Consider the following 26,769-nt stretch of genomic DNA (forward strand, 5'->3'; position numbering starts at 1 on the left):
GAATAGCCTACACATTTCTCGCAGATTAAGCTTCCACATTTCTCGCAATATCCTATAGAAAGGTTTCTTAAGCAAAGTTCACACATGCTCATCTCGCAGACTGTACATATCCCTTGTTTAATATGATCATCACAGACGTTTCTTCCGCAGATAGTACAGACTTGCGTCGAGTACTTATCTTCACAAATCTCACATTTTAATGAACTCTTTAAACCATTGGAACGCCTCTTCATCGTCCTTTGCCTGCTTTGGTGGGTGTTTAAAGTAGAACGCAGATACTTGCTCTAGAGGTCCTCCAATCCCTCTATCCTTTGCCAGTTTAACTGCCCTAATTACGTCTACCAGCACTGAGGCGCAGTTAGACTTATCATCAACCTCTAATGTGGCCTCTACCTTAACCGGTCTACCTGCAAATCCCTTCCCGTTTACGTAAATGTAAGCCACTTTAGTGTTCCCTAGGAAGGGAACGTAGTCACTAGGTCCTATCCTTATCCTACCTTGACTCTCTATTTCTTCGCTCTCTAGGGTGCTAGTTACAGCTTTAGTTTTGCTTATCCTCTTTGAGCGCAGTCTATCTTCTGTCTTCATGTTTAAGAAATCGGTGTTTCCTCCAACGTTGAGTTGATACGTTTCCTCCACCTTTACTCCCCTCAACCTGAAGAGAGACGTTATCGCCCTATGGAATATTGTGGCACCAACCTGACCTTTAACGTCATCTCCAGCTATAGGTAGACCTAACTTCTTAAACCTCTCAGGAAACCGACCTGTAGGATCGCTAGCTATGAACACCGGAATAGCGTTTATAAATCCTACCTTAGCTTCAAGGGAAGCTTCAGCGTATGCTCTCGAAGCTTGCTCACTGCCTACAGGTAGCATGTTGATTAAGATTTCCGCTCCGCTACTTCTTAACTCGTCTATGACTGACTCTAACTTTCCTCCTCCGGTCGGTTTAAAAACATCAGACATGTGGGGTGCGACTCCGTCTAGTACTGGACCCATAGACACCTTAACTCCTAGTTTGTCCATATCCACTATTCTGGGAGTTATGTTAGGTCTCTCAAATATTGCCTCCGCCACGTCTTTCCCTACCTTGTTTACGGATACGTCAAAGGCAGCTACGATCTTAATATCGGTTATCTTATACCCCCCAATTATTGGAGTGATCAATCCGTCAAAGTTATCCTCTCCCATTCTCCTGTAATATTCTATACCCTGGACTAACATAGACGCACAGTTTCCAAGTCCTGCAATTGCTATCTTGATCATCGGATTTTTAGGGTTGATTAATGGTTAAAAATATAGTGATGAAAGGGATTTAGCCGAATGGTGAAGAGGTGGAGCGACTCTGAGGTGAAGTTAATGGGTCTGGTCAGGCTATATGCTTTAATCGAGGGAGAAGTTCAAGGTGTTGGGTTCAGGAGATTTGTTCAGATTAACGCAGTCAGATTAGGACTGAAGGGTTACGCTAAGAACCTCCCTGATGGGACCGTCGAGGTAGTTGCGGAAGGTTACGAGGAGTCTGTTCAGAAACTTCTGGATCAGTTATGGAAAGGGCCTCCATTGGCTCTGGTAACTAAGGTAACTCACAAGTTCGAGAGCTATAAAGGAGAGTTCACTAGCTTCGAAACGTATTAAGGCTGTTGACTACGGTTTCTATGTAGAAATTTAAATATAGACAAAAATAGAAAATATCATTATTTAACTAAAATCCTAGTTAAGATGCGGAAAAAAGGGGAGAGAAGGTCTCAGACGAATGACGAGCTCAGGATGAGTGGAGTAGCGTTCACGTAAGGAGCTTGATGAGGTCTCCGGTTAACCAAGAAGATAAAGAAGGTGAGGCTCCATTTCGTGGATTTTATGCCGTACTTGGTTCAGAACCCAAGGTTAGAGACCCCTTCTCTAAGCTTGATTAAAACTCCACTTTCACTGTCTTAGCTTGAAAGCTTAAGTGAGCTAGGCAATTATTGAACGAGACATAACGATCTGGATCCAAATCGAGGCGTCTTTTGAGAAGACTAGCATAGCGATCAAACCCTTCGCTTGCTGCCGGCAATCTGCTTGAATGTAACTTATAAATCCTATCAATATTCGAGCCCTCAATGACAGCTTGTTTAACGACTTCTAAAATATTTCTAGATATGTTTAAAAAGGACAAAACTATTTAACCTAATTGGTGTTCTTGTTGCACCAATGGCAAATAATGAGGAAATAATACCAAGTTATTGGTATAATATCATACCAGATTTACCTAAGCCCTTACCCCCGCCAAGAGATCCTCCTGATGCAGAATTCTCCAGGATAGACCTTCTAAGGAAAATAATGCCTAGCGAGGTATTAAGGCAACAGTTCACTGTCGAGAGGTTCGTCTCTATACCGAGGGAGGTTAGGGAAGCTTACATTAACATAGGAAGACCAACCCCACTCATGAGGGCAAGGAGATTAGAGGAGTTCCTCAACACTCCCGCTAGGATATACTTTAAGTATGAGGGGGCTACTCCTACAGGCTCGCACAAAATAAACACGGCGTTACCCCAGGCATACTTCTCAATGAGGGAGGGAATAGATCACGTTGTTACTGAAACCGGGGCTGGTCAGTGGGGAACCGCGGTAGCTCTCTCAGCTAAGATGTATGGAATAAGCTCCACGGTCTTCATGGTGAAAGTTAGTTATGAACAGAAACCTCAGCGGAGGACAATCATGCAGTTATATGGAGCTAACGTATTCTCCAGTCCAACCTCTTATACAGAATATGGTAAAAAAGTGTTAAATGAGAATCCTAAACATCCAGGTTCTTTGGGAGTAGCTATGAGCGAGGCGATTGAGTATGCGATGTCTAACGGTTACAAGTATTTGGTAGGCAGCGTCTTAGATGTGGTGGTTCTGCATCAAAGCGTTATTGGATTGGAGGCAATAAGGCAACTACAAGAACTGGACGAAGAGCCGGATACACTTGTTGGTTGCGTAGGTGGAGGGAGCAACTTTGGTGGCTTTTCGTTCCCGTTCATAGGATCAAGGAAAGGTTCTAAGTTTATTGCAGTAGGCTCTTATGAGATACCCAAGTTCAGTCAAGGATCCTATAACTATGACTTCCCAGACAGCGCAGGCTTACTACCACTAGTCAAGATGATTACCTTAGGCAGAGATTACGTACCTCCGCCTATTTATTCAGGAGGGCTGAGATATCACGGGGCAGCTCCTTCACTTAGCATGTTAATTAAGGAGGGCATAGTGGATTGGAGGGAGTTCAACGAAAGAGAGATATTTGAAGCGGCTCAGATATTTCTTCAGACACAGGGAATAGTACCTGCCCCGGAGTCCTCTCACGCTATAAAAGCTGTAATAGATGAGGCAAGGGAAGCTAAGAAAAAGAACGAGAAAAAGGTTATAGTGTTTAATCTAAGCGGTCACGGTCTACTTGATCTGCCCAATTACGAGTCTATGATGAGGAGGATGTAGATGAAGATGCTAGTGTCTTACTCCACGTTGGGCTATCCAGATAAGGATAATTATCTAAAGTTTGTTAAAGGGTTAGTAGATTCCGGTTCTGATATCCTCGAAATAGGCCTGTTACCTAAGTATGCGAAATACGACGGGCCCGTAATAAGGAGAAGTTATAAGGAAGTGTCAAAGTGGCTTAAGGACGTATGGAGCCTTCTAGAGGAGACTAGGAGAGCCGTAGACGTTCCTTTGGTCATTCTCACATACCTTGAGGACTGGGCGTCTTCGCTTCCAGAACTCCTAGATAGGATGAAGGATATAGGAATAGACGGAGTGCTCTTCCCTGACCTTTTAATAGATTACGTTGATGAGTACGAGAGATATGTGAAGGAAATTAAGAGTCACGGGATAAAGGCAGTGATATTTACCTCACCTTCCGTTCCTGATCCCCTCATTCATAAAGTGTCTACTCTCTCAGACATCTTTCTGTACTTCGGAGTCAGACCAACTACCGGAGTTCCTTTACCAGTTGGTGTTGACTCCCTAATAACTAGAGTTAGAACCTTAGTTAAGAACAAACTGGTAGTGGGCTTCGGGCTTTCTGACGTAAACGATATGGTTAAGGCATTAAAAGCCGGAGCTGATGGAGTAGCCATAGGTACCGTTTACATAGAGGAGATAGAGAGGAACGGGGTGAATTCAGCTATTTCGTTGGCAAAGAAGTTTAGGGCGATATTGGATGGAGCCTAAAGATTTCCTAAAAAAGATAACAGAGGGCAAATCCCTGAGCGAAGACGAGTCTAAGGAGTTAGCAGATCTAATTATGGAGGGATCAATTCCAGAATCGTTAGTAGGAGCGATATTGGTTGGATTGAGGATGAAAGGAGAGACTCCCGAGGAGATAATAGGTTTCACGAAATCTATGAGGGAACATGCCCTGAAATTAGAGGCTAAGCACACTTTGGACACTGCCGGTACGGGCGGTGATGGGTTCGGGACCATAAACGTTAGCACGGCCTCTGCCCTAGCGGTTAGCCTAGTTTATCCGGTGGCGAAACACGGTAACAGAGCAGCTAGCAGTAAGAGCGGAAGTGCAGACTTTTTGGAGGCTGTAGGTTATAACATTCAGGTTCCTCCAGAGAGAGCTAAGAGGTTGATAGAACAGGATAACTTCGCTTTCTTGTTCGCCCAGTTATATCATCCGTCAATGAAGAACGTCGCCCCAGTTAGGAAGGCGCTAGGAATAAGGACCATTTTCAACATTTTGGGCCCTCTTACCAACCCAGCCGGCTCAGAACGTCAGGTTATGGGGGTTTTCTCTACATCTACAATGAAGAGCCTATCTATCGCGGCTACTAGATTAAGTTTTGAGAAACTTCTCCTCATTCATGGAGAACCTGGGATAGATGAGGTCAGTCCTCAAGGAAGGACTTATGTTATCGAAGTAAGCAAGGACAGGATAGACGAATACGTATTAGACTTTAAGGAAATAACAGGGAAGGAGGCCCCTATATCAAGGCTTATAGCTTTAGACCCTGCGGACTCGGTTAAGAGAGTTATAAGAGGCAGTAAAGGTGTTGATAAAGACGTTGAGTACTTCCTCAGAATAAACGTCGATGTGGCCCTATATGCGGCTGGCCTCGTGAAAGACTTTAAAGAGGGTTATGAGCTCTCTGAAGAGCTCATAAGGAAGTTACCCAGTAAGATCGAATCCGTAGTAAAAGGTAACGGCGACTTGACTAAGTTCCAGGCTCTGGTGAGATCTATTTGACAAAACTGAAGGTTTGTGGTATAGCCACCTTAGACGACGCAATAGAGTTAGCTAAGTTGAACGTTCACATGTTAGGTTTTGTGACAGATCCTATTAGTCCAAGATACGTTAAGTTCGACTTCTTAAACTTCTTGAAGAGCTTAACTTTACCTCTGGTATCAGTTAACGTCTTTAACATAAGAGAAGCGATCAGGAGAACCCCCTCCAACTTCCTGATTCAGGTTCACAGGATATTAAACGACGACGAGATGGACATTATGACAACCTATGAAAGGAAATTCATCATGTACGTGCCAATGTCTGAGAGATACCTTCCTTACTTGGAGAAGGCATTAAATCTAACAGGCATGGTCTTACTTGATCTAGAGAGGAAAAGCGATAAGCCAGATCTCAACTTTGCATCCAAGGTGTTGAAGGATCATCCTGAAGTAGGAATCGGAGGGGGCATCAATCTAGATAACGTAAGGGAGTTCTTGAAGTTGGAGCCAGGATGGATTGACGTTTCCAGGGGTGTAGAGGACTTCCCTGGGAAGAAAAACTTGAACAAGGTCAGGAAGCTTTTAGAGGTGATCGCGTGAGAACCTTTCCTATAACGGCCTTTCCTCAGCCTTATGAAGTGTTTCGATGTGTGGAGGGAGATCAGAAGATAGCTGGTCTCATGGAGAGTGTAGAAGGACCTCAAAATAACGCTAGGTTCAGTGTAATTGCGTGGGGAGTAAGGCGTTACGTTAAGATAAAAAGAGAAGACGACTTAGAGACTATTCGTAACGCTCTTAATGGAGCTGATGAAGGAGAATTGAGGTTTAGTGGCGGTCTCCTGGGTTACCTTTCCTACGACGCTGTTAGAAAATGGGAGAACGTCAGGAATCTAAAGCCAAGAGCTGAAGAGTGGCCGGATGCAGAGTTCTTCTTGCCTGAGAACATAACGGTTTACGATCACGCACTAGGGAAGGTCTACGTTGAGGGAGACGTACCCCCAACGCAGTGCTCTCAGAACGGCGATTTCAGGGTGAGTTCCTATGACGAGTCTATGACTAAGAAAGATTACGAGTCCGGGGTTAATACTATCCTAGAGTATATCAGATCAGGTTACGCGTTCCAGGTAGTTCTTTCAAGGTTCTATAGATATCATGCTACAGGCGATCCGATGAAGTTGTACAAATCCTTGAGAAGTGTAAATCCTTCGCCTTACATGTTTTACATTAAGTTTGAGGACAGGGAACTGATAGGTTCCAGTCCAGAGCTACTCTTCTCGGTGCAGAAAGGCATAGTTGAGACCTTCCCGATAGCTGGAACAAGACCTCGAGGTAGGACACCCGACGAGGACTTTAAGCTAGAACAAGAACTTTTATCATCAGAAAAGGAGATGGCTGAACACCTCATGCTAGTAGATCTTGCCAGGAACGATGTAGGAAAGGTGTGCGTATCAGGAACGGTTAAGGTGCCCGAGTTCGCGTACGTAGAGAAATACAGTCACGTTCAGCACATAGTGAGCAAAGTCTTGGGTACCGTTAGAAAAGACGTAGATTCGGTGGAGATCCTTAAGTCTATGTTCCCAGCTGGGACCGTTAGCGGAGCACCTAAGCCCATGGCTATGAACATAATAGAGAATCTAGAGCCTTACCAGAGAGGACCGTATGCAGGGGCAGTAGGGTTCATATCTAAGAACAGTGCAGAGTTTGCGATCATGATAAGGACAGCGTTTCTAAATAGGGATTTATTGAGAATTCAGGCAGGTGCAGGAATTGTATTTGACTCCAAGCCAGAGCAGGAGTACTTTGAAACCGAACATAAGATGAGGGCCTTGAAGGTTTCACTTGGGGTGAATTAATGGACATAACGCTAGTCATAGACAACTACGATAGCTTTGTGTACAACATAGCTCAGAGCATAGGAGAACTCGGTAGTTACCCACTAGTTGTGAGAAACGACGAGATCACAGTTAAGGGTGTGGAAAGGCTAAGACCTGATAGGATAGTGATATCTCCTGGTCCTGGGACCCCGGAGAAGGCAGAAGACGTCGGAATTGTACCAGAGGTAATAAAGTACTTGGGAAAGAGGGTCCCCATTCTAGGCATATGCTTAGGTCATCAAGCAATAGGTTACACTTTTGGGGCTAAAATAAGGAGGGCAAAGGTAATATATCATGGAAAGCTAAGCACTATAGTGAAAGTTAGCGAAAGTCCCCTCTACGTTGGGATCCCTACCGAATTCAGAGCAACCAGATATCACAGCTTAGTAGTAGATGACGTGCCCTCCTCTCTCTCCGTTGACTCTGTTTCGAAGGAAGATAATGAAGTGATGGGATTACGTCATAACGAATTTAGGATCTTTGGAGTTCAATTTCATCCTGAAAGTATAGGGACTTCAGTAGGACAAAAAATATTTTACAACTTCCTCAACAGAGTCTGACAATGCCGCGATACTTAGATGGATGGCTAAAGCGAGTAGTTGATAACGCTTTAAAGAGACCTTACGTCTCAAAGTCAAGGGAGAAACCAGTCTTGCAAATAATCCCTAGAATTGAGGAATATAAGAAAAATGAACTAAACCCCATAATAGCGGAGTTTAAGAGAAGATCTCCTTCCGGCTTTAGTGAAGATAGGGATCCTATTACTTATAGTAAACAGATGGAAAAAGGAGGGGCTTTAGCCTTAAGCGTTATAACGGAAGACAGCGTGTTTCAAGGATCATATACTTTTTTGGAAAAAATTTCTACATCGGTGAACATTCCAGTTCTTATGAAGGACTTCGTAGTGACTGAGAGGCAGATCGACGTAGCATATAATCTTGGAGCCGATACGGTTCTGCTTATAACTAGGATATTAACGGAAAGAGAGCTTTCAAGCTTAGTAGAGTACTCCAGGTCTTATGGTATGGAACCCCTAGTTGAGGTTCATGACGAAAACGACCTAGCAATAGCGTTGAGGATCGGAGCCAAGTTAGTTGGCATCAACTCCAGAGACTTAGTCACATTAGAAGTCAACAAGGAAAAGGCTCTGAAGCTCTTGGAACGTATACCATCTAATGTAACTAAAGTTATGGAGAGTGGAATAGAGAGCGGAGAGGAGATAAGATATCTTAGGGAGAAGGGAGCGGATGCGTTTTTGATAGGATCTAGTTTGATGAAGGAACCAGATAAGATTAAAGATTTTGTCAGAAGTTAGTACAAGATAGCCATGGAAAACTATTCACGTTCACTCTCTAGGTTGACCGGCGAGTCGACGCTCCTTTATCAGGAGATAGCTAGAAACGTTGAAAGGACTAAGGGTATAAAAACTATAAACTTCGGTATAGGGCAACCTGATCTTCCTACTCCTAAAAGGATAAGGGAGGAAGCTAAGTCAGCTTTAGATAAGGGATTCACTGCTTACACTCCAGCCTTGGGCTTAGACGAGCTAAGGTCTAGAGTAGCCGAGTTTCTCTCTCAAAGGTATGGAGATAACATAGTTAAGGACGAAGTTGCAATAACGCCAGGCGCGAAGACTGCACTATTTCTCGCATTTCTGACGTATGTGAATCCTGGGGATGAGGTCATCCTCTTCGACCCGTCTTTTTACTCTTATGCCGAGGTTGTTAATCTCCTTGGTGGGAAACCAGTTTACGTTCCGATAAGATTTGATTCGGACAGGGGATTTTACGTAGATGTGAACGATGTGGTGTCAAGAATAAGCTCTAAAACTAAAATGATAGTCTATAATAATCCGCACAACCCAACAGGAATGAACTTTGACCCTAAGCTATCTGAAGAATTAGTAAAGATATCTAGAGAGAGAAATATTATTTTATTGTCAGATGAGATTTATGATTACTTCGTTTATGAAGGGAGATTCAAGAGCGTGCTTGAGGAGGAGTGGAGGAATAACGTAATTTACGTTAACGGTTTCAGCAAAACCTTCAGTATGACTGGATGGAGGTTGGGATACATTGTAGCAAGGAAGGAAGTAATAGGTAAAATTGGTATATTAGCGTCGAACATTTATACATGTCCCACCAGCTTTGCGCAAAAGGGAGCTTTAGCGTCTTTTGACGCGTTTGATGAGGTAAAGGAGATGATAGACCTTTTTAGGAGAAGGAGAGACGTTATGTTTTCAGAGCTTAGCAAGGTTAAAGATATAAAGGTCTATAAGTCATCTGGGGCGTTCTATATGTTCCCAGACTTTAGTAGTATTTTAAGAAACACAGGGTTAGATTCTAAAGGTCTCGCGATAAAACTTATAGAAGATTCAGGCGTGATTACGATACCTGGTGAGGTATTTCCAGAGAGAGTCGGAACGAATTTCCTAAGGCTTAGCTTTGCCCTAGGAGAGGAGAAAATTAAAGAGGGTGTAGAGAGGATGAAAATAGCGCTTGAGAAACTAGCAGGTTGATGAAAAAGTTATTGGTGAACGGTGAGCAAAACTCCCATGGTCTGAATCTCTCACGTAGAAATAACGTCTACCGTAAGTTCTTGTGATTCGCTATACGAGATAGAGCTTATTTTCAGGGTTCTTTTTACGTCCTCCTCTACTGACCTTATATCGTTAATGAACTGATTTGGACCCTTCAATATCACGTTAATTTGAGAGTTCATGGACAGCCTCATGTTAACCTTTTTAGTCCTTACTAAGGAATTGAACTTCTTTACCGCATCTCCAATTCTAACAGCCTCAGTATTAACTTCTATGTCCTCTGCTGAGGGTATTGACTCAAGGAGCACGCTTTCCTTTTCGCCGAATAAGAGTGAATATATCTCTTCCGTGATGTGAGGGGCTATAGGATGGAGTAATATGATAAGGTCCTTAATAACCCTTTTAAGGGTATATATTGCAGATTCGTCGCCCGAGAAGAGTCTGTGTTTTATCAGTTCAAGGTACTCATCAGCTATCGTTTCCCAGAAGTAGTTATAAAGCATCGAGAGTATAACGAAGAAGTCCTGATTTTCGTAGGCCTGGATAGACTTCTCCACAAACTCCTTATGCTTTGCAAGTATCCACTGGTCTAGTAAGTGAAGGGAGTCAGGTTTATGTACATTATTTCCTTTTATGAACGGATAAGCTAGCCTACCGGCGTTCCATAGTTTTTGTAGAAGTAGCTTCTTCCCTTTAACCGTATCCCACTTAAATGGGAAATCGTCTCCTAGTGAGGCGTCCAGAAGAGTCATCCTTATAGCATCAGCTCCGAACTCGTCGAGTCTGTCCAGAGGGGACACGACATTCCCTTTACTTTTACTCATTCTAGTTCCGTCTGGGCCTAGGACCTGACCGTGAACTATCACCTTCTTAAACGGCACGTTATCTGCTAGAATGAGCGTTCTGAATAGCGTGTAGAACAACCACGTTCTTATTATATCTGTCCCTTGAAGTCTTACGTCGGCTGGGAAAACTTTGGCGAACTTTTCTCTATCGGTATAGAACCCGGAGAGATAAAGTACAGTTACGCTTGAGTCTATCCACACGTCAGCTACATGAGTTAAAGGTTTGAGGGGAAGACCACAGACTGAGCACTTATCAGCAGGTGGTGGCGATTTTGTGGGATCGATCGGTAGAGAAGATATCTCAGCAGGGGTTAAGTGTAGATTATCACAGTACCAAAACGGCAGAGGAGTCCCGTATATCCTCTGTCTGCTTATGTTCCAGTCCCACTCTATATTGTTTATCCACTCCTCAAGTTTGACTGCCATCCTTGGAGGTTTGAATCCCATTTTTCTGTACTCCTCAAGCAGTTTAGATTTGAAGGGTAGTACGTCTATGTAAACTTGCTCTTTAACTAGGAACTCTATGGGAGATAGGCAATCGCTTCTCTCGGTATGAGATAAAACGTTATGCTTGATAGTTTCAACTTTCCTCAGATACCCTTTCTCCTTTAGGAGTTCAATTATCTTTTTCTTAGCCTCCTCCACCTTCATCCCGTCAATTATGCCTGTCCCCTTTATTCTACCTCTCTCGTCAATAAGCTCTGTGACGGGCAACCTATACCTCAATTGCCATCTTATATCCTGGGGATCCCCATATGTGCTTATCATTACCGCCCCCGTTCCAAACTCTGTCTCCACATCAGGGTCAGCTATAATTTTCACTTCTCTATTGAATAGAGGGATTAAAACCTCCTTTCCTATAAGACTCTTGTAACGTTCGTCGTCCGGATTTACTGCCACTGCTTGAGTCGCACCTAAAAGCTCCGGTCTAGTTGTCGCTATCACTACCTCTCCTCCATCTTTGAGGGGGAAAGCTATGTAAGCTAGTATGCCTTGTTTCTCCAAGTAACCTACCTCGCTTTGAGCAACCGCGGTTTCGCACTTAGGGCACCAGTATACCGGTCCCTGTCTCATCCTAATTATTCCCTTATTGTACATGTCTATTAGGCTTCTCTGTATAACTTTCCTGTACTCCGGGAGATACGTTCTATACTCAAATTGTTCCCAATTTGGCCTGTAACCAAGTCTAATCATAGCAGATTTCATTCTATTTATCATGTCCTCTGTCCATTCGACACACTTCTTTAGGAACAACTCTCTGTTCTCTTTAGGAATCCCAAGTTTATACTGAACTTTCAACTCTGTTGGCAAACCCTGAGTGTCCCATCCTTGTGGAAGAAGTACGTTATAACCTTGGAGTTTCTTGAATCTCCCCATCGCGTCTGCAATGGTGACCCAATAAGCGTGGCCCATATGTAATTCTCCGCTCGTGAAAGGTGGTGGAGTGTCGATGAAGAAAATTGGCTTACTAGAGTTGACATAGAACTTAAAGGCCTTTTCCCACATTTCCTTAGTTTGCCATATTTTTTGCCACTTAGGTTCAATATCTCTAGGGTTGTAATGCTTAGGCCACTCCTCCATTCTCTTTAGAATTTCCTCTTGAGACAACAATAACAGATCACCGTAAATAATAATGCTAAAAAAGGTGCTTACAAAGAACCTTTTATACTTTTCGACGATATATAACTGATGTTAAGGGTAGCAATACAAGGCGGTGGAGTTGGAGGTTCGCTTTTGGCATACCTCCTAAATAGATCAGGTCATGACGTTACTCTCTACGACATCAAGGATAGATATTTCAAGCCTTGTGGTGACATAGTCCCAAACGTGTATAGACCTTCGTTTCCCTGGAAAGTAGAGTATGAGATCAAGAACTTTGCCTTTTATCTTGATGGAGAAAGGATTTATGACGTAGAATATAGATCTCCTAAGTGGCTTACGATAAACAAGAGCGAGTGGATAAACTCAATGAGGGAGAACATAAGGCAGGTCGTTGGAAATTTGAAACCTAATCTAAAAGACTACGACCTGGTCTTAGACTCTAGAGGGCCCTACCCTTTAGATAGGGAGGTAGTTTACACCACCAGGTTGATCATGAAAACCGAGGAGTTCATCCCGGAGGCAATCTTAGAGTTTAACACAAAGTTCACGGGGTTCTATTGGATTTTCCCTGCTGGGGAGAATTTACTCAATGTCGGAGCTGGATTTCTGGAGGAGAAGAATTCAAAGGACCTTTTGATTGATTACGTGAGAAGTAAATTCCATAAATACGAGACGATTGACCTAAGAGGAGCCCCCATATCTATAGGCAAGGTAAGCAGGAAAGAGGGGAGGATAGGGGAGGCTAGAGGGTTGGTGTTCCCACTAAGCGGCGAGGGAATAAGGCCCTCAGCCATATCAGCCGAAATAGCGTTTAGCGCATTAAACAAAGGTAAGGATCTAGAATCAGAGCTGAAGAAGAACTTGTCGTTAATAGAGTCAAGAATATCAATTCAATCACTTTTCCTCAACTGGTATAGGAACTCAGCACCATACGTAAGGAAGATTATACTAAAGCACTTTTTAAAGAGTGAAATACTAATTGATGCTTTCTTGGAAGATAAGTTAGATATGCAAGGCATTAAGGAATCGTTGGAGTTGATAAGGAGTGGTAGAGTTAGTTCTTGAGCAATCAAAGAGCAAATCTGGCAAGCACGCAGTTAGGTCTCTATTGTATAAGTGGGATAACGGGTTAAAGCAGGTTAACTTGAAAGGAACTAATATCCCGACGTTATATAAGGAAGGGGAGGGAAAGCTAGTAAACCTTAGAGAAAAGGGAATATTCGTATACGCAAGGTTCTTAAAGAACTTAAAAGGTAAGGTTAGAGGAAAGATTTTAGTTATCAAAGACGGTACGATATCGCTTGAATTAAACTATAGGAAATTAAAACTGAAGAGAGTTTCTGGAGATCCGCAGCTCTACGATTACGTTAAACAACTTATAGCTACTCTTAACATTCCTGTAAAGAAGGTTAACCTTAAGTAATCGTAACCTTTTATCACCTCCCTAACCTCCATACAAACTTTGCACGATCTTTGAGTTCTTTTAAATGTCTAAAACCTATAACTCTGGAGTGGGTCTTCTATCAAATTAATGAAATAGTCTTCATGAGACATTTAAAGAGTCTGAACTTTCATGTTTATCGTTGTTTCTAGAAGAGCTAATTAAACGGAAGAACTTCATAGTTATGTGATTACCTTGTTTGATGTGAAAATTGGTGTAAGGGCGGATCCACAACAGATCAGGGAGATATTTAAAGAGATGCCCGCGTTGCTTGAGGACCTGTGCGTCCCATCTAGGATAGGTGCTTCCTATCTATGCTCACCGTCTTCTTCGTCTCTGATTATTGTGTACTTAGCGGAGCAGGAGATGAGACCTATTCATTTGGCATTCAGAATCAAGTCAAGTGACTCCAAGGAGCTGGTTAGATACTCGGAGAAAATCTCGGAGAAATTGAAAAACTATGGAGTACATCCTACCCTTCTTAGTACGGATTCCGTCTCTCTATAGACTTCCTCCGCTTCATACTCTCCATTCAATTCTATTACAGCATTGCATACGAAGGCCCTTCCGTTTACAGGACACAAAATTATTTTTTTTATCTCACCGATTCTTGTATAAAGTTGAGCGTTTATGTACTCAAGGTTAGTTATTTCCTTATTGCATGGGATGGACAAATCCATAAAGGCTATTCTCTTTTCGTTGAGGGTTATAATTGATACCTTGAAGTGATTTACGTAAAAACTCTCTATCATATTGCAGGTACCAGTTCTGTGTTACAGTAAGGGCACTTTCCCTTAACTCCACGTTTATCTGCTTCACAGAAATACGCCTTGTATTTTTTCTCACACTTAGGGCATTTATATACGACGTCTATCCCTATCCTAAGTGTTCTATTGCAAATTGTACACTTCACTTCAAACCAACCAAGATGACCGTAAGCGTTAGTTCCCTTTAACCTTAGACTCATTTTATCTCTAGTGATATCAAAAGGAACCCGTTATAATGTTTTCTGTTAAGGTTACTGATAGATACAGGCTAAATTTAACACGTTGTCGAGCTTAACGTTATTAGCGTCTTGACCTTGACTCAAACATTTAGATGGGCCTTATATCATACATAATTGCATAAGGACTAACATTGAAATCTAGTACTATGTGTAAATATAAACGGTCAAATCAGTAATGTTTACCTCATTGAGACGAAGTTTCGTGGTCTTACTATGAGTGTCATAGGGAAGTTTAATTATTTCATTTGTCTAAGTCATATTGGGTTGAATTGGACGTTACGGTAATTCATTATGACCCCTTGGAGGTATCTCTGTTTCCTGGAGTGACTCTAATTGGAGTAAGATATGCTAAAGAGGAGAGGATGTCAGTGGACTCTCTGGACGAACTCGAAAACCTAATTACGCCAGGTAAGGTCCTATTAATTAGGGCTAAGAATAACGTAGTAATTAATCTGGGTCTGAACGCAACTTTTCCCTTCTCCGAGATAGTTAACGTTAGACGAGTAGGCATACCGCAAGAGATCACCACACAAGGTGTTAAAATGGAATATAAACAAGTTACAGATCAATACGGGTTCGTTGGGGTAAAGGTCAATCTCTCACCGTCTTTACCTTTTGTAATAGTTGAGTCAGATCATGAGACTAAAGTAATCTCCCTGTCTTCTCTACAGGACGCTAAGCCTGAGATTCCGTCAGAATCTAAAAGCCCAGAAAAGAAAAAGAAAAAACGTGCTAAGAAGAGTCGTAAAAGACGCAAAATTAAGAGCAAAGGTTCTAGAAAGAGTAGAAGAGTTTAAGCTCAACAGGGTGGCCGGAGAGAGTACTTGGTATAGAGAGTTGGTCCTTTGTATACTCACTGCTAACTCAAGCTTTTTCAGCGCATTTTACGCGCTTCAAAACCTCGGCGAACTCATCTTCACGGGTACAGAGGACCAAATATCTGAAGCCTTAAAGAGGAGCGGCTATCGATTCCCTAATCTTAAGGCTAAGTACATCGTGAGGAGCAGATCTTACTACGGTAGGCTGAAAAATGAAATAGGTAAGGTAGCGGAGAAAGATCAATTTGAGGCTAGAGAAAGGATTATGGAAATTGATGGGATAGGGATGAAGGAGGCCAGCCACTTTCTCAGAAACGTAGGATACTTAGATTTAGCCATAATTGATAGACACGTTTTGAAGTTCTTCTCAGTTTTCTTCTCAGAAATGAAGATGTCCTCAAAGAGGGATTACTTAGAAATAGAAGCTATAATTAAGGCCATTGCGGCGAGTTTCGGGACCAAACCAGGGATTTTAGATGTTTACTTATGGTATTTAAAAACCGGGAAAATAGCTAAATGAGAAAGTATTTAACATTAGCGTCTAACTCATTAACATTAAAGTAGAAAAAGTATATTAACTACTGTGTTACGAGTTAAGTGACTAAACATGAAAGCAGAAGAAAATTATCAACGTGCAAATTTTAACTTCAACTTAGTTATTTCTAGTCTATTTCTCGTCTCTCTCGTCTCATCACTTTCATCATCCTGTTAAAAGTAAATTCTTATCTGGTGATCTAGAATGACAGAGAACATTATGAATGTTTCTCTAAATAGAGAAAGTTTAAGGATATTGATTACGGACCCCGTAGATGAGTACATGGTTAGAACTCTAAAGGAAAGAGGGCTTAAGCTAAGTTATCAACCGGACATAACGAGAGAGGAGCTGCTTAAAGTAGTTGAAGGATACGATATACTAGTAGTTAGAAGTAGAACCAAGGTAGATAAACAAGTAATAGAGAAGGGCAAGAACTTAAAGATAATAGCTAGAGCCGGAATAGGAGTTGACAACATAGATACAGATGAGGCTGAAAGGAGGAAGATAAGGGTAGTTTACGCACCTGGTGCTTCCACAGATTCCGCAGCAGAATTAACTATAGGTCTAATGATTTCCGCAGCAAGAAACATGTTCACCTCTATGAGTTTAGCCAAAGCAGGCATATACAAGAAGACCCAGGGAGTTGAGCTTAGCGGAAAGACTATCGGGATAATAGGATTTGGAAGGATAGGGTATAAAGTTGGGGTAATAACAAAGGCTATGGGAATGAACGTCATTGCGTACGACGTCGTAGACGTGTCCAAAAGGGTAGAGGGAATCGGTAAGGCTGTGACTCTGGACGAGTTGGTAAGCGAATCTGACGTGATAAGCATTCACGTTACTGTAGGAAAGGACGCCAAGCCTATACTAACTGCTAGAGAGTTTGAAATGATGAAGAGAGGCGTTATCATAGTTAATACAAGCAGAGCTGTAGCAGTAGATGGGAAAGCTCTTCTAAAGTACATAAAAGAAGGTAAGATAACTTACGCTACTGACGTATTCTGGAACGAGCCACCTAAAGAGGAGTGGGAGGTTGAGCTGCTAAGGCATGAGAGGGTTACGGTGACTACGCACATAGGTGCTCAAACTAAGGAGGCTCAGTATAGGGTAGCAGTAATCACCACTGAAAACCTGTTAAAAGCTATCCAGGAGTTGTAAAACCTTGATGTTAATTCCTGGACCAGTGAACGTTCCGAGAAGTGTGGCCCAAAACTCGAGTGTAGTTGTTAATCATAGGTCTGAGAAATTCAGAAATGTAGTAGCTGAACTGGAAACTTTAATGAAAGAGGCGTTTTCCTCATCTAGAGTCGCACTGTTGACAGGATCTGGGACTCTAGCCGTGGAGTCTATGGTTTTCTCTTTGCTCAGTAAAAATGAGAGAGTGATAGTTCTCACATATGGAGAGTTCAGCGAGAGGTTGCTAGATTCTGTAAGAAAAAGGGGTGCATCTCCATCAGTTTATAGGAAACCGTTTGGGCAAGGCTTTTCAACAGATGAGGTGAAGGACATCATTGAGAGCAATAAGGATGCGACAGCCATAGCGTTCGTTCATAACGAAACTAGCACTGGGATAGCTTTCAGAAAACTTAAGGAGGTTGTCAAAATAGCTAAGGATGCAGGACTTAAGGTTTTAGTCGACTCTGTGTCTGGATTCGCGGCCTATGAAATTAGGGTGAATGAGTGGGGTATAGACGCGGTTGCTACAGGAAGTCAAAAGGCTCTAGCTTCAGTTCCAGGATTAGGCTTGGTTGGATTATCTGAAGATGGCATAAAGGAATTACAAGAGGATGTTCCAAATTACCTGAACGTTAAGTTACACTTAAACTTTCAGGATAAGAGGGAGACCCCATTTACTCCTGCGGTAGGTGTATTCTTTGCAACTCTTAGGGCAGCAGAGCTCTTACGTTTAGAGGGTATAGAAAGAAGATGGAGAAGACACGAGAGCTGCGCTAGATATGTAAGGAAAATAGCTCAGAACGCTGGGTTCTCGCTCTTAGGGGACGAGAGCAACTTCTCTAACACGGTCGTTGCAGGCGTTCCACCCATATCTCCAGGCTCGATGATTAAAGAGCTCTCTAGGAGAGGGATAGAAATATCTGGAGGGATGGGTGAGCTAAAAGATAAGATAATTAGAATAGGAACCCTTGGAATGATAGACGATAGAGCTGTATTAAGGTTAAGATACGCACTATCAGATATTCTTAAGATAGATTTGACCGAGCAACCTCCGGAAGAGTGCAAGCTTCCCGAATCTATCATTCAGGAAATGGACTGGGATAACTAATTTTTTATCTAATGATTATAAGGGTAGAATATAATGAATGAAGCAAAGACTCAGTTTTCGGGTATCAATCCGTTGACCGAGACATACGTAACGAGTTGGAGGGGCAGGTTAACTTCTTACGAAAAGGCAAGAATAATTAGCGCGAGGGCTTTGCAGTTAGCAATGGGAGCTTCTCCACTTATAGACACATCTAAATTGCCTAAGGGTAGCTCTTTAGAGATAGCGGAGGAGGAGTTTAGGTCCAACATACTCCCAATAAGCATTAGGAGAAGGTTCCCGAATGGAAAAGTGGAATTATTATGGATAACAAACGTAAAGTCTAAATAAAACATGGTTATTTTTACATGAAATGATGTGAGTCATGCCAAAAAGATTGGTGAAGACAAACCTGGGGTATCTGATCACAAAGCTTTGAACTTCTCGTGCCAAGCGGCGTAGGCCTTTAACATGTCCTGATTCACGCTGGGTTTCCTCACCTTCAGAACTTCTCTAAAGTCGTCCATAGTTATGGATCTAGGTTCTTGAAGTCCTTTTTCGAACATTTCTTTTACTACCCTCATATGAGCGGACTGAACTATGTCTCTGATATCGCTCGCGGTGTAACCGTCCGTAAGGTCAGACAACTCGTCTAAATTAACAGACGGATCTAGTTTGACCTTTGAGGAGTAATGTTTTAGTAGCTCCAATCTGTGGGCCTTATCAGGTAGCGTTATGTAGATCCTCTTCTGGAACCTCCTGAGGAAAGGCTCGTCTAACCTCCAGGGTTTATTGGTAGCCCCTATGACGTAGACCCTTGATATCTCGTTTTTATCAGCTAATCCATCCATCTCCTTTAGGAACTGATTTCTCACTCTAGCCTCCCCACCAACTTCTGAGGTATAGGACGCTAAGAGAGCGTCAAGCTCATCTATGAAGATGATGGCCGGTTTATTCTCCTTCTTTGATACTTCTCTAGCGGTCTTAAATATCCTAGCAACGTTCTTCTCCGCCTCTCCAAGCCACTTAGACATTATAGACGCTGCGTCTACATGAATGAACTCGGAATCCAGCTCGTTAGCTACGGCAGCAGCTATCATCGTCTTTCCGCATCCTGGAGGGCCATAAAGGAGAATGCCTCTAGGCCAACCCAAAGGAAACAGATCAGGTCTCTTACTGGGATACACGACAGCCTCCTTAAGGGCCTCCTTTACGTCTTCTAAACCAACAATTTCATTCAGGCTCACCTTCGGTTTCTCCTTCATTACTACATCTTCATCGCTCTTACTGCCGTCCTCCGCTCCCTCCGGTACCATTTGATGTAATGCGTTTATCCTCCTCTTATACTCGTTTATCATCTGTTCGTATGCGTTCTTAGCTACCATATCCGGATAGAGCGTAACTATTTGAGTTAAAACCTCTATAGCTTTCCTGTAGTTTGTGATGGCGTCCTCAGTTCTCCCCTCTTTGTCCGCTCTAACCGCTGCTATAGCGTATTTTCTAGCCATATCCTCTAGCAAAACTTGGGCGCTCATCTAGCTCACCCGGTAATTTGGATCAGTCCTTTTCTAGCCAAACTATTCAGTACGTTCATAACCTCATCTTTTTCCACACCGTAAGTCTCAGATACCAGATATACGTCAATGATCCCTCCGTTATTCTTGATCATGTCGAGCAGCTCCTCCTCTCCTATCTTCCGCTTTACCACCTTTGGTTCTGTAGCGGGTGGATGAGGAAGCGTAATGTTGGTTGGTGGATGCGGAAAGTCCAGCTTTGGCATCCTCTCACTTATCTTGGATTCTGCAGTTTTTCTAGCATCGTCAAGTATTTTTCTAGCTTCGTCATCTATAGTCGGGACTACACTCCTATCAGTTACTGTTGTTCCGGTCTCAACAGCAATACTGTTCACACTACTTATTATAGAGTCAAGAGATATTGCAACTTCAGGGGCTATTCCTCTGATCTGCTCCTTCAGATTCTCCAAAGTCCTCCCTATAGGGCCTAGCACTAAAGATATTCCCTGCAAGTCGTGAATGGTTTCCAGTTTAATTCTAACCTTCTCTATAGCTAGCCTCGCCGTGTAAACTATTTTCATTATTTTTCTTATATCTGAAATTTCTTGAGCATAGATTGTGGCCCTGGCGTGCTCACCGTTAGCTTGAGATCTCACTGCTTTGTCAAACAGATCCTTATCTCGTTCCTCTAGTTTCCTCATGGCCTCGTCCAGTTTGTCCTGCTGATCTTTCAACTTTATTGAAATTTCGGTTATTTTCATAGAAAGAGAAGCCCTTTCATCTTTTTTCCAGGGATTAAGGCTAAAATGTAAGCTTAACTTCATTCTAAAAAGAAAGGTTGTTCACTGTGTACTTAAGACTCTTACAGGTATTGGTGTTGGTAATTCCGCCCTGCTCAGATCGGGTTTAGATACCGAGTCAGATCCGCTTGTTATGGACCCTGCTCCTTTTATATCTATACCACTATCTTTATCGCTAAGATCTAATTTCTCCATGATTTTCCTGATGTCGTCTTTCTCCATAACGTAGCTTTCCTTAGCCTGCCTTAGTACCTCCATTGACCCTTTGTAAGCAGATTCGGTGAGCTCTGCGGCTATATAACTCATCTTTACAGCTATCATTGCTTTCTCGATGTGAGCTATCTGGTCTTCAACTTCATTCAACCTGTTCTTTAGTTTACTCTTTATCTTAGCGTAATCTTCCCTTATCTTCACCATTTCCGAGTCTAGCTTTCTCTTCATGTCATCATATGAAGATTTGGGAATCTCCTGTTTTGCGTACAACTCTTCTAAAGCTCTTTGTCTTTTCCTTATTTTTTCCATTTGCATTATAGATTTCATAGATTCAGCCTTCCAATCAGGAAGCAACACCAAGGAATCGTTTACAAGAGAAACTCTGAACGGGTCTATCGTTGAGAAGGTGTTACCAAAAGCTACTTCGATGTCTGTTACCTCCCCATCGACTTCAGTGTAAACGTGGACTAAATATCCGACTTCTCTGCCATACACATCCTTAACCTTCTGACCTATAAATTTCATCAAATTTTCAAACGATACTACCATAGGTAATACTCCTCAAAAATACAAGTTAAGTTTGGAACGATTTAAAAGGATTAGTGCTCCTCAGTCCAGGTTAATCTTCACCAAATACGCGCTTTTAACCATCATCACAGGTGAGTACACTTTGAGCTTTTTGGCTTAAATAAAGTTTCATTCAATAATGAATATAGCTATGACGTTACAGACACTTCTAAACGTAACGAATCATTTCTTTCATCCAATTGGCATGAATACGGAGCCTTTATCTACTGCGTTAATATTAGTAGGAATAATAGTTCTCCTGTTAGTTGCAGTTGGAGGAATAGCGTATGGGCTGTTTAAGGCAGTTAAATCTGTACCTAATCTTACAACGAAACAGTTCATACTATTCTTGTTGCTTATCGCAGTAGCTCTTGTTGTTATAGGCGCTATCCTACCGTAACAGTAGCTTACTGCCGCCGTACTCTATGCCATAATTATTTTCAATTTCAAGTAATCTATTATATTTTGATGTCCTCTCCCCTCTTGAAGGGGCTCCAGTCTTTATGAAATCGCTGTTGAGAGCCACTGCCAGATCTGAAATGAACCAGTCTTCGGTCTCTCCGCTTCGGTGACTTATTATAGTCTTAATTGAGTTTCTCCTAGCTAAATCGAAGAACTCTATGGTCTCAGTAAGAGTGCCTATCTGATTGATCTTAACTATGACTCCCTTAGTGGAGTTGGACTCTATTCCCCTCTTAAGGTACTTAACATTGGTGGTGTAAATATCATCTCCAACAACCACAGCGTTTTTCAGTTTACTCTGAAGTGTAGAGAAGTGTTGAAAATCGTTTTCGTCGAAAGGATCCTCCAGATAAATTATAGGATATCGGTTAACTATATCTGTGTAAAAGTCTATCATCTGCTCAGGTGACTTCTCTCCCTCATCTATCAGGTAAGTTCCTTTCTGAGGATTATAGAAGTTAGATGCAGCGCTATCAATTCCCATAAATATTCTCCCCTCCATATCAGCGTTTTTTATGGCAGTGTACAAAAGGGTTAAAGCGTCCTCTGTCACACTTAAGGGCGGTGATATTCCACCCTCATCTCCTAAGGATGTGTAAATCTTCCCGTATTTTTCCGTCACTAGCGCTTTTAGGGTTTTATATACCTTGATTGAAGCCATCAACGCGTCCTTAAAAGTATCGAACTTAACTGGTATTATAAGGAACTCTTGGATCTTGAGCATATTACCGGCGTGTAATCCACCGTTAATCACGTTTAACAAAGGAACAGGTAAAATGTGATATCTAGATCCTCCTATATACATAAACGGTTCCATTCCCATGGAGTACGACCCCGCCTTAGCTACGGCTATTGATGTGGCGGTCGTGGCGTTCGCTCCAAGTCTAGCCTTGTTTTCAGTACCGTCTAATTCTATCATTGTCCTATCAATCTTTGCCTGGTCTCTCGAGTCCAATCCCGCTAACGTTGGGGAGATGTAGAAGTTGATAGAATCGATGGCAGCCTTGACAGATCCGTCAGGTCCTCTAAGTTCTACAGCCTCTCTCTCCCCTTTGGAGGCTCCTGCAGGTGCGTCACCAGAAGCGCTTATCCCAGATTCCAGCGTTACCTTCGCCCTCACAGTCGGGTTTCCTCTAGAATCTATTATTTCAAAGCCTCTTATCCGAGCTATAGAAAAACCGTTCATCATTTTAATTCACGCATATTATAATATCCTGGCTAATATGTTGATCGTACCTGTTACTCTATTCATATTTTATGGCCTTATGTCACCCATCTATTATAATTTTATGAAGGATAGGGTAAGCAATAAAACCTTTTTTGCACTGACGTGGGTAACTGCACCCTTTCTAGCATCTTATCCATATTTTTTATCTCAGTTTGAGTTATTGCCGTCTATCATTACGCTAAATGTTATAGGTTATATTTTAATTATTAACAGGAATTTTAAATATATTTATAACGGAGTGTTGTTCTTTTCTGCCTCAATTATAACGATACTATTTTTTAAACTGCCGCCTTACATATAACACTGTATGCCAAAGAAGCAAAGGGAATCGGACGTTTGTCCTAACTGCGGGACTAAAGTTGATAAGCCAATAAAAACTTGGAACTTAGTCTCTCCTCTTCCCGATTCGTATGGAAGGATAACCATTACGGTAATGGGTTCGTATGAGTGTCCTAATTGCGGACACAGATGGAGAGCTGTGGTATCCAAGATAAGGGCTGGTGGATCAGAGGTAGAAGTTGAAGGTAAGAAGGGCGTAAAGAAGTTCGGAGAGTCTAAGAATCAGGATAAACAAGACGAAGGAGAGATTATTGAACTAGATTTAGGCGACCTAGATGAAGAAGAGTGACATCGCTCTAATCGTCCTTATAGTGCTAATATACATCGTGTTCTACTCTAATATCGTAAGTTCCGCGAGCGTAGAAGGAGTCTCTATGTATCCAGTGTTCCAAAACGGAGCTTTAACGTTCTATCAGGAACCCGTTAACGTTGGATATCATTCTGTTATAATTTATAAATCCCCTCAACTTCATACGTACGTAATTCACAGAGTGGTCCGCGTAGACGGTAACTATTACGTAACCCAAGGTGTAGATAAGATCTCAAACCCTCAGCCTGATAATCAGATAGGTCTAGAACCTGCTCCTGGCATACCACAGAACTATGTTGTAGGACAGGTGATTGAAGTTGACGGATACATAATTTCAATTCCTTACTTGGGTTACCTTTCTATATTAATATCTTCTTTCATATCGGCCTTTGCACGATAAACCCTATAGGTAGGCGTCAAAGAGCTAGGGTGGTTGGCTTTAACTTGATCTAACCTTCCTACGGAAGTGTTGATAGGAGAGGAAGTGATGGTTGCCGGATTCTTGTAGGCAGTCTCAGATATTTCCTTTAGAGCCTGTGCAAACTGATCTAATGTCTCGACGGTTTCGGTCTCAGTGGGTTCTATCATTAGTGCCTCCTCAACGTTAGGCGGAAAATAGATAGTTGGGGCGTAAAATCCTCTATCAAGTAGCGCCTTGGCAACGTCAAACGCCGTTACTCCTGTTTCATTAGCCAATTTCTTAACGCTAAACACTACCTCATGTTTCCTGAACCTATGAGGAGCTATTAACTCGAACCCTCTGACTCCCTTCAGCTTAGAAATTAAGTAGTTTGTTGCTAGACTGCTCATTCTACCAATCATAGATATCCCCTCGCTCCCCAGACCTAAAACGTAAGCGTAAGACCTCATCAAGTTTCCAAAGTTACCGTGAAATACGGAGATCTTCCCTATACTTCTCTCAGGTTTAATTAGCTCGTACTTCCCGTTCTTTGTTACGATTGGATAGGGAAGATATTTGGCCATTTTACCTTTAGCGCACACGGCTCCCGCTCCAGGCCCTCCTCCGCCATGTGGAACTCCAAAGGTCTTATGTAGGTTCAAGTGAACTATATCAAATCCCATGTCACCAGGTCTCACTATCCCCAAGATTCCGTTTAGATTCGCTCCATCGTAGTAGAGTATACCGTCTATCGAGTGAATTAGTTTAGCTATTTCCTTAATGTTCTCCTCAAATAGGCCCATTGTGTTAGGGTTGGTAAGCATGAAACCGGCTACCCTTTCTGTTACAGTCTCCTTCAGTACATCTAGATCTACTAACCCCTCAGAGTTAGACTTAACGTAAATGACGGTGAACCCGGCCATGGCTGCGCTAGCAGGATTGGTTCCGTGGGCCGTGTCGGCTACAAGCATTTCATTCCTCTTTCTGCTCATATCACGGTGATACTTCCTGGCCATTAGGACTCCAGCCAGCTCTCCGGCAGATCCAGCAGGCACCTGAAGGCTACATTCGTCCATTCCCGTTACCTCAGCTAACCACCTTTGCATTTCGTATATGGCTTCAAGGTTCCCCTGTACAGTTTCCTCGTCCTGAAGAGGGTGTGTGTTCTCTCCCACTTTCGAGCTCTCTTCCTCTATTTTTGGATTGTATTTCATGGTACACGAGCCCAATGGCATCATGCCCGTGTCTACACCGAAGCTCATCTGTGATAGCCTTATGAAATGCCTTACGACCTCTAACTCGCTAAGTTCAGGTAAGTTCGGACCGTCCTCTCTTTTTACCTTTTCGGGTACGTTGATCTCTATCTCTATCTCTTCTTTTGGTATGAGGAAGCCTTGCCTTCCTCTCCCTTTGTATTCTGTAATTAAAGGTTCGTTCCAATAAGCTTGCCTCCACATTTATGACACCTCTTTCATGATCCTTATCGCCTCATCTATAGCTTCCCTTGTGTGAACCTCAGTTACGCAAAACAGTGCTTCGTTTTCGGTTAGCTTCAACCCTCCATGGATTCCCCTGTCAAGAAGAGCTTGAAATATCCTATTATAATTTGACTTAAAAACAAAAGTGAACTCCTCAAAGAAATCCGACCTCCATTTGAGCTTACCTAGTTCAGCCCTCTCCATTTCTCTAGCTGCGTAATGCGATCTCTTATAGATTTCCTTAGCCAACTCCCTTATTCCGCTCTTTCCTAACAAAGAGAGGTATACAGCGTTAGCCAGGGCAATCAGCGCTTCGTTAGTGGTAATGTTAGAGGTAGCTTTTTCCCTTCTGGCGAACTGTTCCCTGGTCTGTAAGACTAGTGTAAATCCTCTCTTCTTGTTCACATCTTCAGTCATCCCAACAATCCTTCCTGGCATTTGTCTGACTAATTTCATGTCCATTCTGGTTGCCAGGATCCCACTGTAGGGCCCCCCAAAGTTTAACGGTATACCTAGCTCTTGTCCATCTCCTACAGCTATGTCAAAGCCTAACTCGCCAGGGGACTTGAGAAGGCCTAGAGATAAGGGAGTAACGCCAATTATACTTATAACTCCGTTTTTCCTAGCCCAATCCGTTACGTACTCAATTTCAGATTCGATGACACCGAAGAAGTTAGGCTGTTGAACGTATATAGAGGATATCTCGCTAGGATCTACTTTAGAAAGAAAATCGAGATTTAATTTTCCGTCATCGGCTAAAGGTATCTTCTTTATTTCGATTTCTCTTCCATCTACCCATGTCCTAACCACCTCTTCATGATAAGGATTTATAGATTCTGGCACTAGGACTTTCTTTCTTCCATTTACCCTGTACCCCATTAGGACAGCCTCGGCTAGGCTTCCTCCCCAGTCGTAATGTGAGGAGTTGACCACATCCATGTCTAAGAGTTCCGCCATAAGGCTTTGATACTCAAATAGAGCCTGCAATAGACCTTGATTAACCTCAGGTTGGTAAGGAGTGTACGCTGTGTAGAACTCTGACCTACTTAGTATAAACTTGACAGCAGATGGTACCGAATGAGGATAGGCTCCGGCTCCTAGGAATGGAGGATACCTTAGCTTAGCGTTAGACTCGGAGAGTTGGGAAAGTCTGCCTCTGATTTCATCCTCAGACAACGGCTTCTCTTTCCCTACTTTAAGACCATGTCTTATCACTAAATCCTTCGGTACGTCGTTGAAAATCTCATCTAGTTCCTCTATTCCTATCTCCTTAAGCATATCTTGAACTCTTGAAAGATTCGGAAGCCAGGGGTGAGTGTTCATTTAAACTCCATCAGCGAATATTAAACTA

Annotated in this window: 30 protein-coding genes; 20 read left to right on the forward strand and 10 right to left on the reverse strand. The window is 42.5% G+C overall.

The genetic code is table 11. From position 1 onward, the window contains the following. Positions 1 to 189 precede the first annotated feature (189 nt). Positions 190 to 1,266 (reverse strand): inositol-3-phosphate synthase, encoded by a 1,077-nt coding sequence (locus MCUP_RS02730; protein ID WP_013737139.1) that lies wholly within the window; start codon positions 1,264 to 1,266, stop codon positions 190 to 192. A gap of 93 nt (positions 1,267 to 1,359) precedes the next feature. On the opposite strand from MCUP_RS02730, the gene MCUP_RS02735 reads away from it, so the two are divergent. From MCUP_RS02735 to MCUP_RS02780, 9 genes are all read left to right on the forward strand, one after another. After that, the gene (locus MCUP_RS02735) at positions 1,360 to 1,635 is read left to right on the forward strand and encodes an acylphosphatase (protein WP_048057705.1); all 276 of its coding nucleotides are present in this window, start codon (positions 1,360 to 1,362) and stop codon (positions 1,633 to 1,635) included. 555 nt (positions 1,636 to 2,190) lie between these two features. Further along, entirely contained in the window at positions 2,191 to 3,456 is a 1,266-nt protein-coding gene (locus tag MCUP_RS02745) for a TrpB-like pyridoxal phosphate-dependent enzyme (RefSeq protein ID WP_013737142.1), read from the forward strand. Further along, positions 3,457 to 4,188 (forward strand): tryptophan synthase subunit alpha, encoded by a 732-nt coding sequence (gene trpA, locus MCUP_RS02750; protein ID WP_013737143.1) that lies wholly within the window; start codon positions 3,457 to 3,459, stop codon positions 4,186 to 4,188. Further along, the gene (gene trpD, locus MCUP_RS02755; RefSeq protein ID WP_013737144.1) at positions 4,178 to 5,209 is read left to right on the forward strand and encodes an anthranilate phosphoribosyltransferase; all 1,032 of its coding nucleotides are present in this window, start codon (positions 4,178 to 4,180) and stop codon (positions 5,207 to 5,209) included. The genes trpA and trpD overlap by 11 nt, the downstream gene beginning before the upstream one ends. Next, on the forward strand, positions 5,206 to 5,787 hold the full coding sequence (locus MCUP_RS02760) for a phosphoribosylanthranilate isomerase (RefSeq protein WP_013737145.1): 582 nt from the start codon (positions 5,206 to 5,208) through the stop codon (positions 5,785 to 5,787). The genes trpD and MCUP_RS02760 overlap by 4 nt, the downstream gene beginning before the upstream one ends. Further along, the gene (locus MCUP_RS02765) at positions 5,784 to 7,040 is read left to right on the forward strand and encodes an anthranilate synthase component I (RefSeq protein WP_048057410.1); all 1,257 of its coding nucleotides are present in this window, start codon (positions 5,784 to 5,786) and stop codon (positions 7,038 to 7,040) included. The genes MCUP_RS02760 and MCUP_RS02765 overlap by 4 nt, the downstream gene beginning before the upstream one ends. After that, on the forward strand, positions 7,040 to 7,621 hold the full coding sequence (locus tag MCUP_RS02770; protein ID WP_013737147.1) for an anthranilate synthase component II: 582 nt from the start codon (positions 7,040 to 7,042) through the stop codon (positions 7,619 to 7,621). Before MCUP_RS02765 ends, MCUP_RS02770 begins: the two co-directional genes overlap by 1 nt. 2 nt (positions 7,622 to 7,623) lie before the next feature. Next, complete coding sequence (gene trpC, locus MCUP_RS02775) at positions 7,624 to 8,376, forward strand: indole-3-glycerol phosphate synthase TrpC (RefSeq protein ID WP_013737148.1); 753 nt, start codon at positions 7,624 to 7,626, stop codon at positions 8,374 to 8,376. A 12-nt stretch (positions 8,377 to 8,388) separates the two neighbouring features. Beyond that, entirely contained in the window at positions 8,389 to 9,579 is a 1,191-nt protein-coding gene (locus tag MCUP_RS02780; RefSeq protein ID WP_013737149.1) for a pyridoxal phosphate-dependent aminotransferase, read from the forward strand. Positions 9,580 to 9,629: 50 nt separating this feature from the next. Here the strand turns inward: MCUP_RS02780 and MCUP_RS02785 are convergent, their stop codons facing one another. Then, positions 9,630 to 12,026, reverse strand: a complete 2,397-nt coding sequence (locus MCUP_RS02785; protein ID WP_083808590.1) for a valine--tRNA ligase — start codon at positions 12,024 to 12,026, stop codon at positions 9,630 to 9,632. 108 nt (positions 12,027 to 12,134) lie between these two features. On the opposite strand from MCUP_RS02785, the gene MCUP_RS02790 reads away from it, so the two are divergent. The 3 genes from MCUP_RS02790 to MCUP_RS09845 all read left to right on the forward strand — a co-directional run bounded on the left by MCUP_RS02790 (position 12,135) and on the right by MCUP_RS09845 (position 13,995). Beyond that, positions 12,135 to 13,112, forward strand: a complete 978-nt coding sequence (locus MCUP_RS02790; protein WP_013737151.1) for an NAD(P)/FAD-dependent oxidoreductase — start codon at positions 12,135 to 12,137, stop codon at positions 13,110 to 13,112. Next, entirely contained in the window at positions 13,093 to 13,470 is a 378-nt protein-coding gene (locus MCUP_RS02795) for a hypothetical protein (RefSeq protein ID WP_013737152.1), read from the forward strand. The genes MCUP_RS02790 and MCUP_RS02795 overlap by 20 nt, the downstream gene beginning before the upstream one ends. Before the next feature lie 222 nt (positions 13,471 to 13,692). Next, positions 13,693 to 13,995 carry a hypothetical protein gene (locus MCUP_RS09845; RefSeq protein ID WP_237698014.1) on the forward strand — a complete coding sequence of 101 codons (303 nt, stop codon included), beginning with the start codon at positions 13,693 to 13,695 and terminating at the stop codon, positions 13,993 to 13,995. Here the strand turns inward: MCUP_RS09845 and MCUP_RS02800 are convergent. Beyond that, positions 13,947 to 14,240, reverse strand: coding sequence for a hypothetical protein (locus tag MCUP_RS02800; protein WP_013737154.1), 294 nt, complete (start codon positions 14,238 to 14,240; stop codon positions 13,947 to 13,949). The two genes, MCUP_RS09845 and MCUP_RS02800, sit on opposite strands and share 49 nt — an antisense overlap. Continuing rightward, a complete protein-coding gene (locus MCUP_RS02805) occupies positions 14,237 to 14,455 on the reverse strand; it encodes a hypothetical protein (RefSeq protein WP_013737155.1) in 219 nt (72 codons plus the stop codon). Before MCUP_RS02805 ends, MCUP_RS02800 begins: the two co-directional genes overlap by 4 nt. A gap of 308 nt (positions 14,456 to 14,763) precedes the next feature. On the opposite strand from MCUP_RS02805, the gene MCUP_RS02810 reads away from it, so the two are divergent. The 5 genes from MCUP_RS02810 to MCUP_RS02830 all read left to right on the forward strand — a co-directional run bounded on the left by MCUP_RS02810 (position 14,764) and on the right by MCUP_RS02830 (position 18,458). Next, positions 14,764 to 15,291: a hypothetical protein gene (locus tag MCUP_RS02810; protein ID WP_148230890.1), complete on the forward strand. Its 528-nt coding sequence runs from the start codon at positions 14,764 to 14,766 to the stop codon at positions 15,289 to 15,291. Continuing rightward, positions 15,224 to 15,832, forward strand: coding sequence for an N-glycosylase/DNA lyase (locus MCUP_RS02815; protein WP_048057412.1), 609 nt, complete (start codon positions 15,224 to 15,226; stop codon positions 15,830 to 15,832). Before MCUP_RS02810 ends, MCUP_RS02815 begins: the two co-directional genes overlap by 68 nt. Before the next feature lie 219 nt (positions 15,833 to 16,051). Next, positions 16,052 to 17,005 (forward strand): NAD(P)-dependent oxidoreductase, encoded by a 954-nt coding sequence (locus MCUP_RS02820; protein WP_013737158.1) that lies wholly within the window; start codon positions 16,052 to 16,054, stop codon positions 17,003 to 17,005. Between the two features lie 4 nt (positions 17,006 to 17,009). Continuing rightward, positions 17,010 to 18,131 carry a pyridoxal-phosphate-dependent aminotransferase family protein gene (locus tag MCUP_RS02825; protein WP_048057413.1) on the forward strand — a complete coding sequence of 374 codons (1,122 nt, stop codon included), beginning with the start codon at positions 17,010 to 17,012 and terminating at the stop codon, positions 18,129 to 18,131. Positions 18,132 to 18,164: 33 nt separating this feature from the next. Then, positions 18,165 to 18,458 (forward strand): DNA-directed RNA polymerase subunit K, encoded by a 294-nt coding sequence (locus tag MCUP_RS02830; RefSeq protein ID WP_048057414.1) that lies wholly within the window; start codon positions 18,165 to 18,167, stop codon positions 18,456 to 18,458. Positions 18,459 to 18,532: 74 nt separating this feature from the next. Here the strand turns inward: MCUP_RS02830 and cdvC are convergent, their stop codons facing one another. The 3 genes from cdvC to cdvA are packed head-to-tail and all read right to left on the reverse strand — an operon-like array spanning position 18,533 to position 21,183. Further along, on the reverse strand, positions 18,533 to 19,642 hold the full coding sequence (gene cdvC, locus MCUP_RS02835; protein ID WP_013737161.1) for a cell division protein CdvC: 1,110 nt from the start codon (positions 19,640 to 19,642) through the stop codon (positions 18,533 to 18,535). Between the two features lie 5 nt (positions 19,643 to 19,647). Then, complete coding sequence (cdvB, locus tag MCUP_RS02840) at positions 19,648 to 20,445, reverse strand: cell division protein CdvB (protein WP_048057415.1); 798 nt, start codon at positions 20,443 to 20,445, stop codon at positions 19,648 to 19,650. An 18-nt stretch (positions 20,446 to 20,463) separates the two neighbouring features. Continuing rightward, positions 20,464 to 21,183, reverse strand: coding sequence for a cell division protein CdvA (gene cdvA / locus MCUP_RS02845; RefSeq protein ID WP_013737163.1), 720 nt, complete (start codon positions 21,181 to 21,183; stop codon positions 20,464 to 20,466). 157 nt (positions 21,184 to 21,340) lie between these two features. Between cdvA and MCUP_RS02850 the strand changes: the two genes are divergently transcribed. After that, entirely contained in the window at positions 21,341 to 21,601 is a 261-nt protein-coding gene (locus MCUP_RS02850; protein WP_237698015.1) for a hypothetical protein, read from the forward strand. Here the strand turns inward: MCUP_RS02850 and eno are convergent. Further along, on the reverse strand, positions 21,593 to 22,852 hold the full coding sequence (gene eno / locus MCUP_RS02855) for a phosphopyruvate hydratase (protein WP_013737165.1): 1,260 nt from the start codon (positions 22,850 to 22,852) through the stop codon (positions 21,593 to 21,595). The genes MCUP_RS02850 and eno overlap by 9 nt on opposite strands. Before the next feature lie 346 nt (positions 22,853 to 23,198). On the opposite strand from eno, the gene MCUP_RS02860 reads away from it, so the two are divergent. After that, complete coding sequence (locus MCUP_RS02860; RefSeq protein WP_013737166.1) at positions 23,199 to 23,519, forward strand: hypothetical protein; 321 nt, start codon at positions 23,199 to 23,201, stop codon at positions 23,517 to 23,519. Beyond that, the gene (locus tag MCUP_RS02865) at positions 23,506 to 23,940 is read left to right on the forward strand and encodes a signal peptidase I (RefSeq protein WP_048057416.1); all 435 of its coding nucleotides are present in this window, start codon (positions 23,506 to 23,508) and stop codon (positions 23,938 to 23,940) included. Before MCUP_RS02860 ends, MCUP_RS02865 begins: the two co-directional genes overlap by 14 nt. On the opposite strand, the gene gcvPB is transcribed toward MCUP_RS02865, so the two are convergent. Beyond that, positions 23,892 to 25,397, reverse strand: a complete 1,506-nt coding sequence (gene gcvPB, locus MCUP_RS02870; RefSeq protein WP_013737168.1) for an aminomethyl-transferring glycine dehydrogenase subunit GcvPB — start codon at positions 25,395 to 25,397, stop codon at positions 23,892 to 23,894. The two genes, MCUP_RS02865 and gcvPB, sit on opposite strands and share 49 nt — an antisense overlap. Continuing rightward, positions 25,398 to 26,741 (reverse strand): aminomethyl-transferring glycine dehydrogenase subunit GcvPA, encoded by a 1,344-nt coding sequence (gene gcvPA, locus MCUP_RS02875; protein WP_013737169.1) that lies wholly within the window; start codon positions 26,739 to 26,741, stop codon positions 25,398 to 25,400. Positions 26,742 to 26,769 lie beyond the last annotated feature (28 nt).

Source organism: Metallosphaera cuprina Ar-4, assembly GCF_000204925.1.
Taxonomy (GTDB): Archaea; Thermoproteota; Thermoprotei_A; order Sulfolobales; family Sulfolobaceae; genus Metallosphaera; species Metallosphaera cuprina.

What these genes read in the sequence shown, in the direction of transcription:
- cdvA (WP_013737163.1), bottom strand. Translation starts at nt 21,183, where the DNA reads ATGGTAGTATCGTTTGAAAATTTGATGAAATTTATAGGTCAGAAGGTT.
- gcvPB (WP_013737168.1), bottom strand. Translation starts at nt 25,397, where the DNA reads ATGTGGAGGCAAGCTTATTGGAACGAACCTTTAATTACAGAATACAAA.
- MCUP_RS02805 (WP_013737155.1), bottom strand. Translation starts at nt 14,455, where the DNA reads ATGAGTCTAAGGTTAAAGGGAACTAACGCTTACGGTCATCTTGGTTGG.
- trpA (WP_013737143.1), top strand. Translation starts at nt 3,457, where the DNA reads ATGAAGATGCTAGTGTCTTACTCCACGTTGGGCTATCCAGATAAGGAT.
- MCUP_RS02820 (WP_013737158.1), top strand. Translation starts at nt 16,052, where the DNA reads ATGACAGAGAACATTATGAATGTTTCTCTAAATAGAGAAAGTTTAAGG.
- trpC (WP_013737148.1), top strand. Translation starts at nt 7,624, where the DNA reads ATGCCGCGATACTTAGATGGATGGCTAAAGCGAGTAGTTGATAACGCT.
- MCUP_RS02730 (WP_013737139.1), bottom strand. Translation starts at nt 1,266, where the DNA reads ATGATCAAGATAGCAATTGCAGGACTTGGAAACTGTGCGTCTATGTTA.
- cdvC (WP_013737161.1), bottom strand. Translation starts at nt 19,642, where the DNA reads ATGAGCGCCCAAGTTTTGCTAGAGGATATGGCTAGAAAATACGCTATA.
- cdvB (WP_048057415.1), bottom strand. Translation starts at nt 20,445, where the DNA reads ATGAAGTTAAGCTTACATTTTAGCCTTAATCCCTGGAAAAAAGATGAA.
- MCUP_RS02770 (WP_013737147.1), top strand. Translation starts at nt 7,040, where the DNA reads ATGGACATAACGCTAGTCATAGACAACTACGATAGCTTTGTGTACAAC.
- gcvPA (WP_013737169.1), bottom strand. Translation starts at nt 26,741, where the DNA reads ATGAACACTCACCCCTGGCTTCCGAATCTTTCAAGAGTTCAAGATATG.
- MCUP_RS02785 (WP_083808590.1), bottom strand. Translation starts at nt 12,026, where the DNA reads ATGGAGGAGTGGCCTAAGCATTACAACCCTAGAGATATTGAACCTAAG.
- MCUP_RS02830 (WP_048057414.1), top strand. Translation starts at nt 18,165, where the DNA reads ATGAATGAAGCAAAGACTCAGTTTTCGGGTATCAATCCGTTGACCGAG.
- trpD (WP_013737144.1), top strand. Translation starts at nt 4,178, where the DNA reads ATGGAGCCTAAAGATTTCCTAAAAAAGATAACAGAGGGCAAATCCCTG.
- MCUP_RS02780 (WP_013737149.1), top strand. Translation starts at nt 8,389, where the DNA reads ATGGAAAACTATTCACGTTCACTCTCTAGGTTGACCGGCGAGTCGACG.
- MCUP_RS02735 (WP_048057705.1), top strand. Translation starts at nt 1,360, where the DNA reads ATGGGTCTGGTCAGGCTATATGCTTTAATCGAGGGAGAAGTTCAAGGT.
- MCUP_RS02850 (WP_237698015.1), top strand. Translation starts at nt 21,341, where the DNA reads ATGAATATAGCTATGACGTTACAGACACTTCTAAACGTAACGAATCAT.
- MCUP_RS02800 (WP_013737154.1), bottom strand. Translation starts at nt 14,240, where the DNA reads ATGATAGAGAGTTTTTACGTAAATCACTTCAAGGTATCAATTATAACC.
- MCUP_RS02745 (WP_013737142.1), top strand. Translation starts at nt 2,191, where the DNA reads ATGGCAAATAATGAGGAAATAATACCAAGTTATTGGTATAATATCATA.
- eno (WP_013737165.1), bottom strand. Translation starts at nt 22,852, where the DNA reads ATGATGAACGGTTTTTCTATAGCTCGGATAAGAGGCTTTGAAATAATA.
- MCUP_RS02865 (WP_048057416.1), top strand. Translation starts at nt 23,506, where the DNA reads ATGAAGAAGAGTGACATCGCTCTAATCGTCCTTATAGTGCTAATATAC.
- MCUP_RS02860 (WP_013737166.1), top strand. Translation starts at nt 23,199, where the DNA reads ATGCCAAAGAAGCAAAGGGAATCGGACGTTTGTCCTAACTGCGGGACT.
- MCUP_RS02790 (WP_013737151.1), top strand. Translation starts at nt 12,135, where the DNA reads ATGTTAAGGGTAGCAATACAAGGCGGTGGAGTTGGAGGTTCGCTTTTG.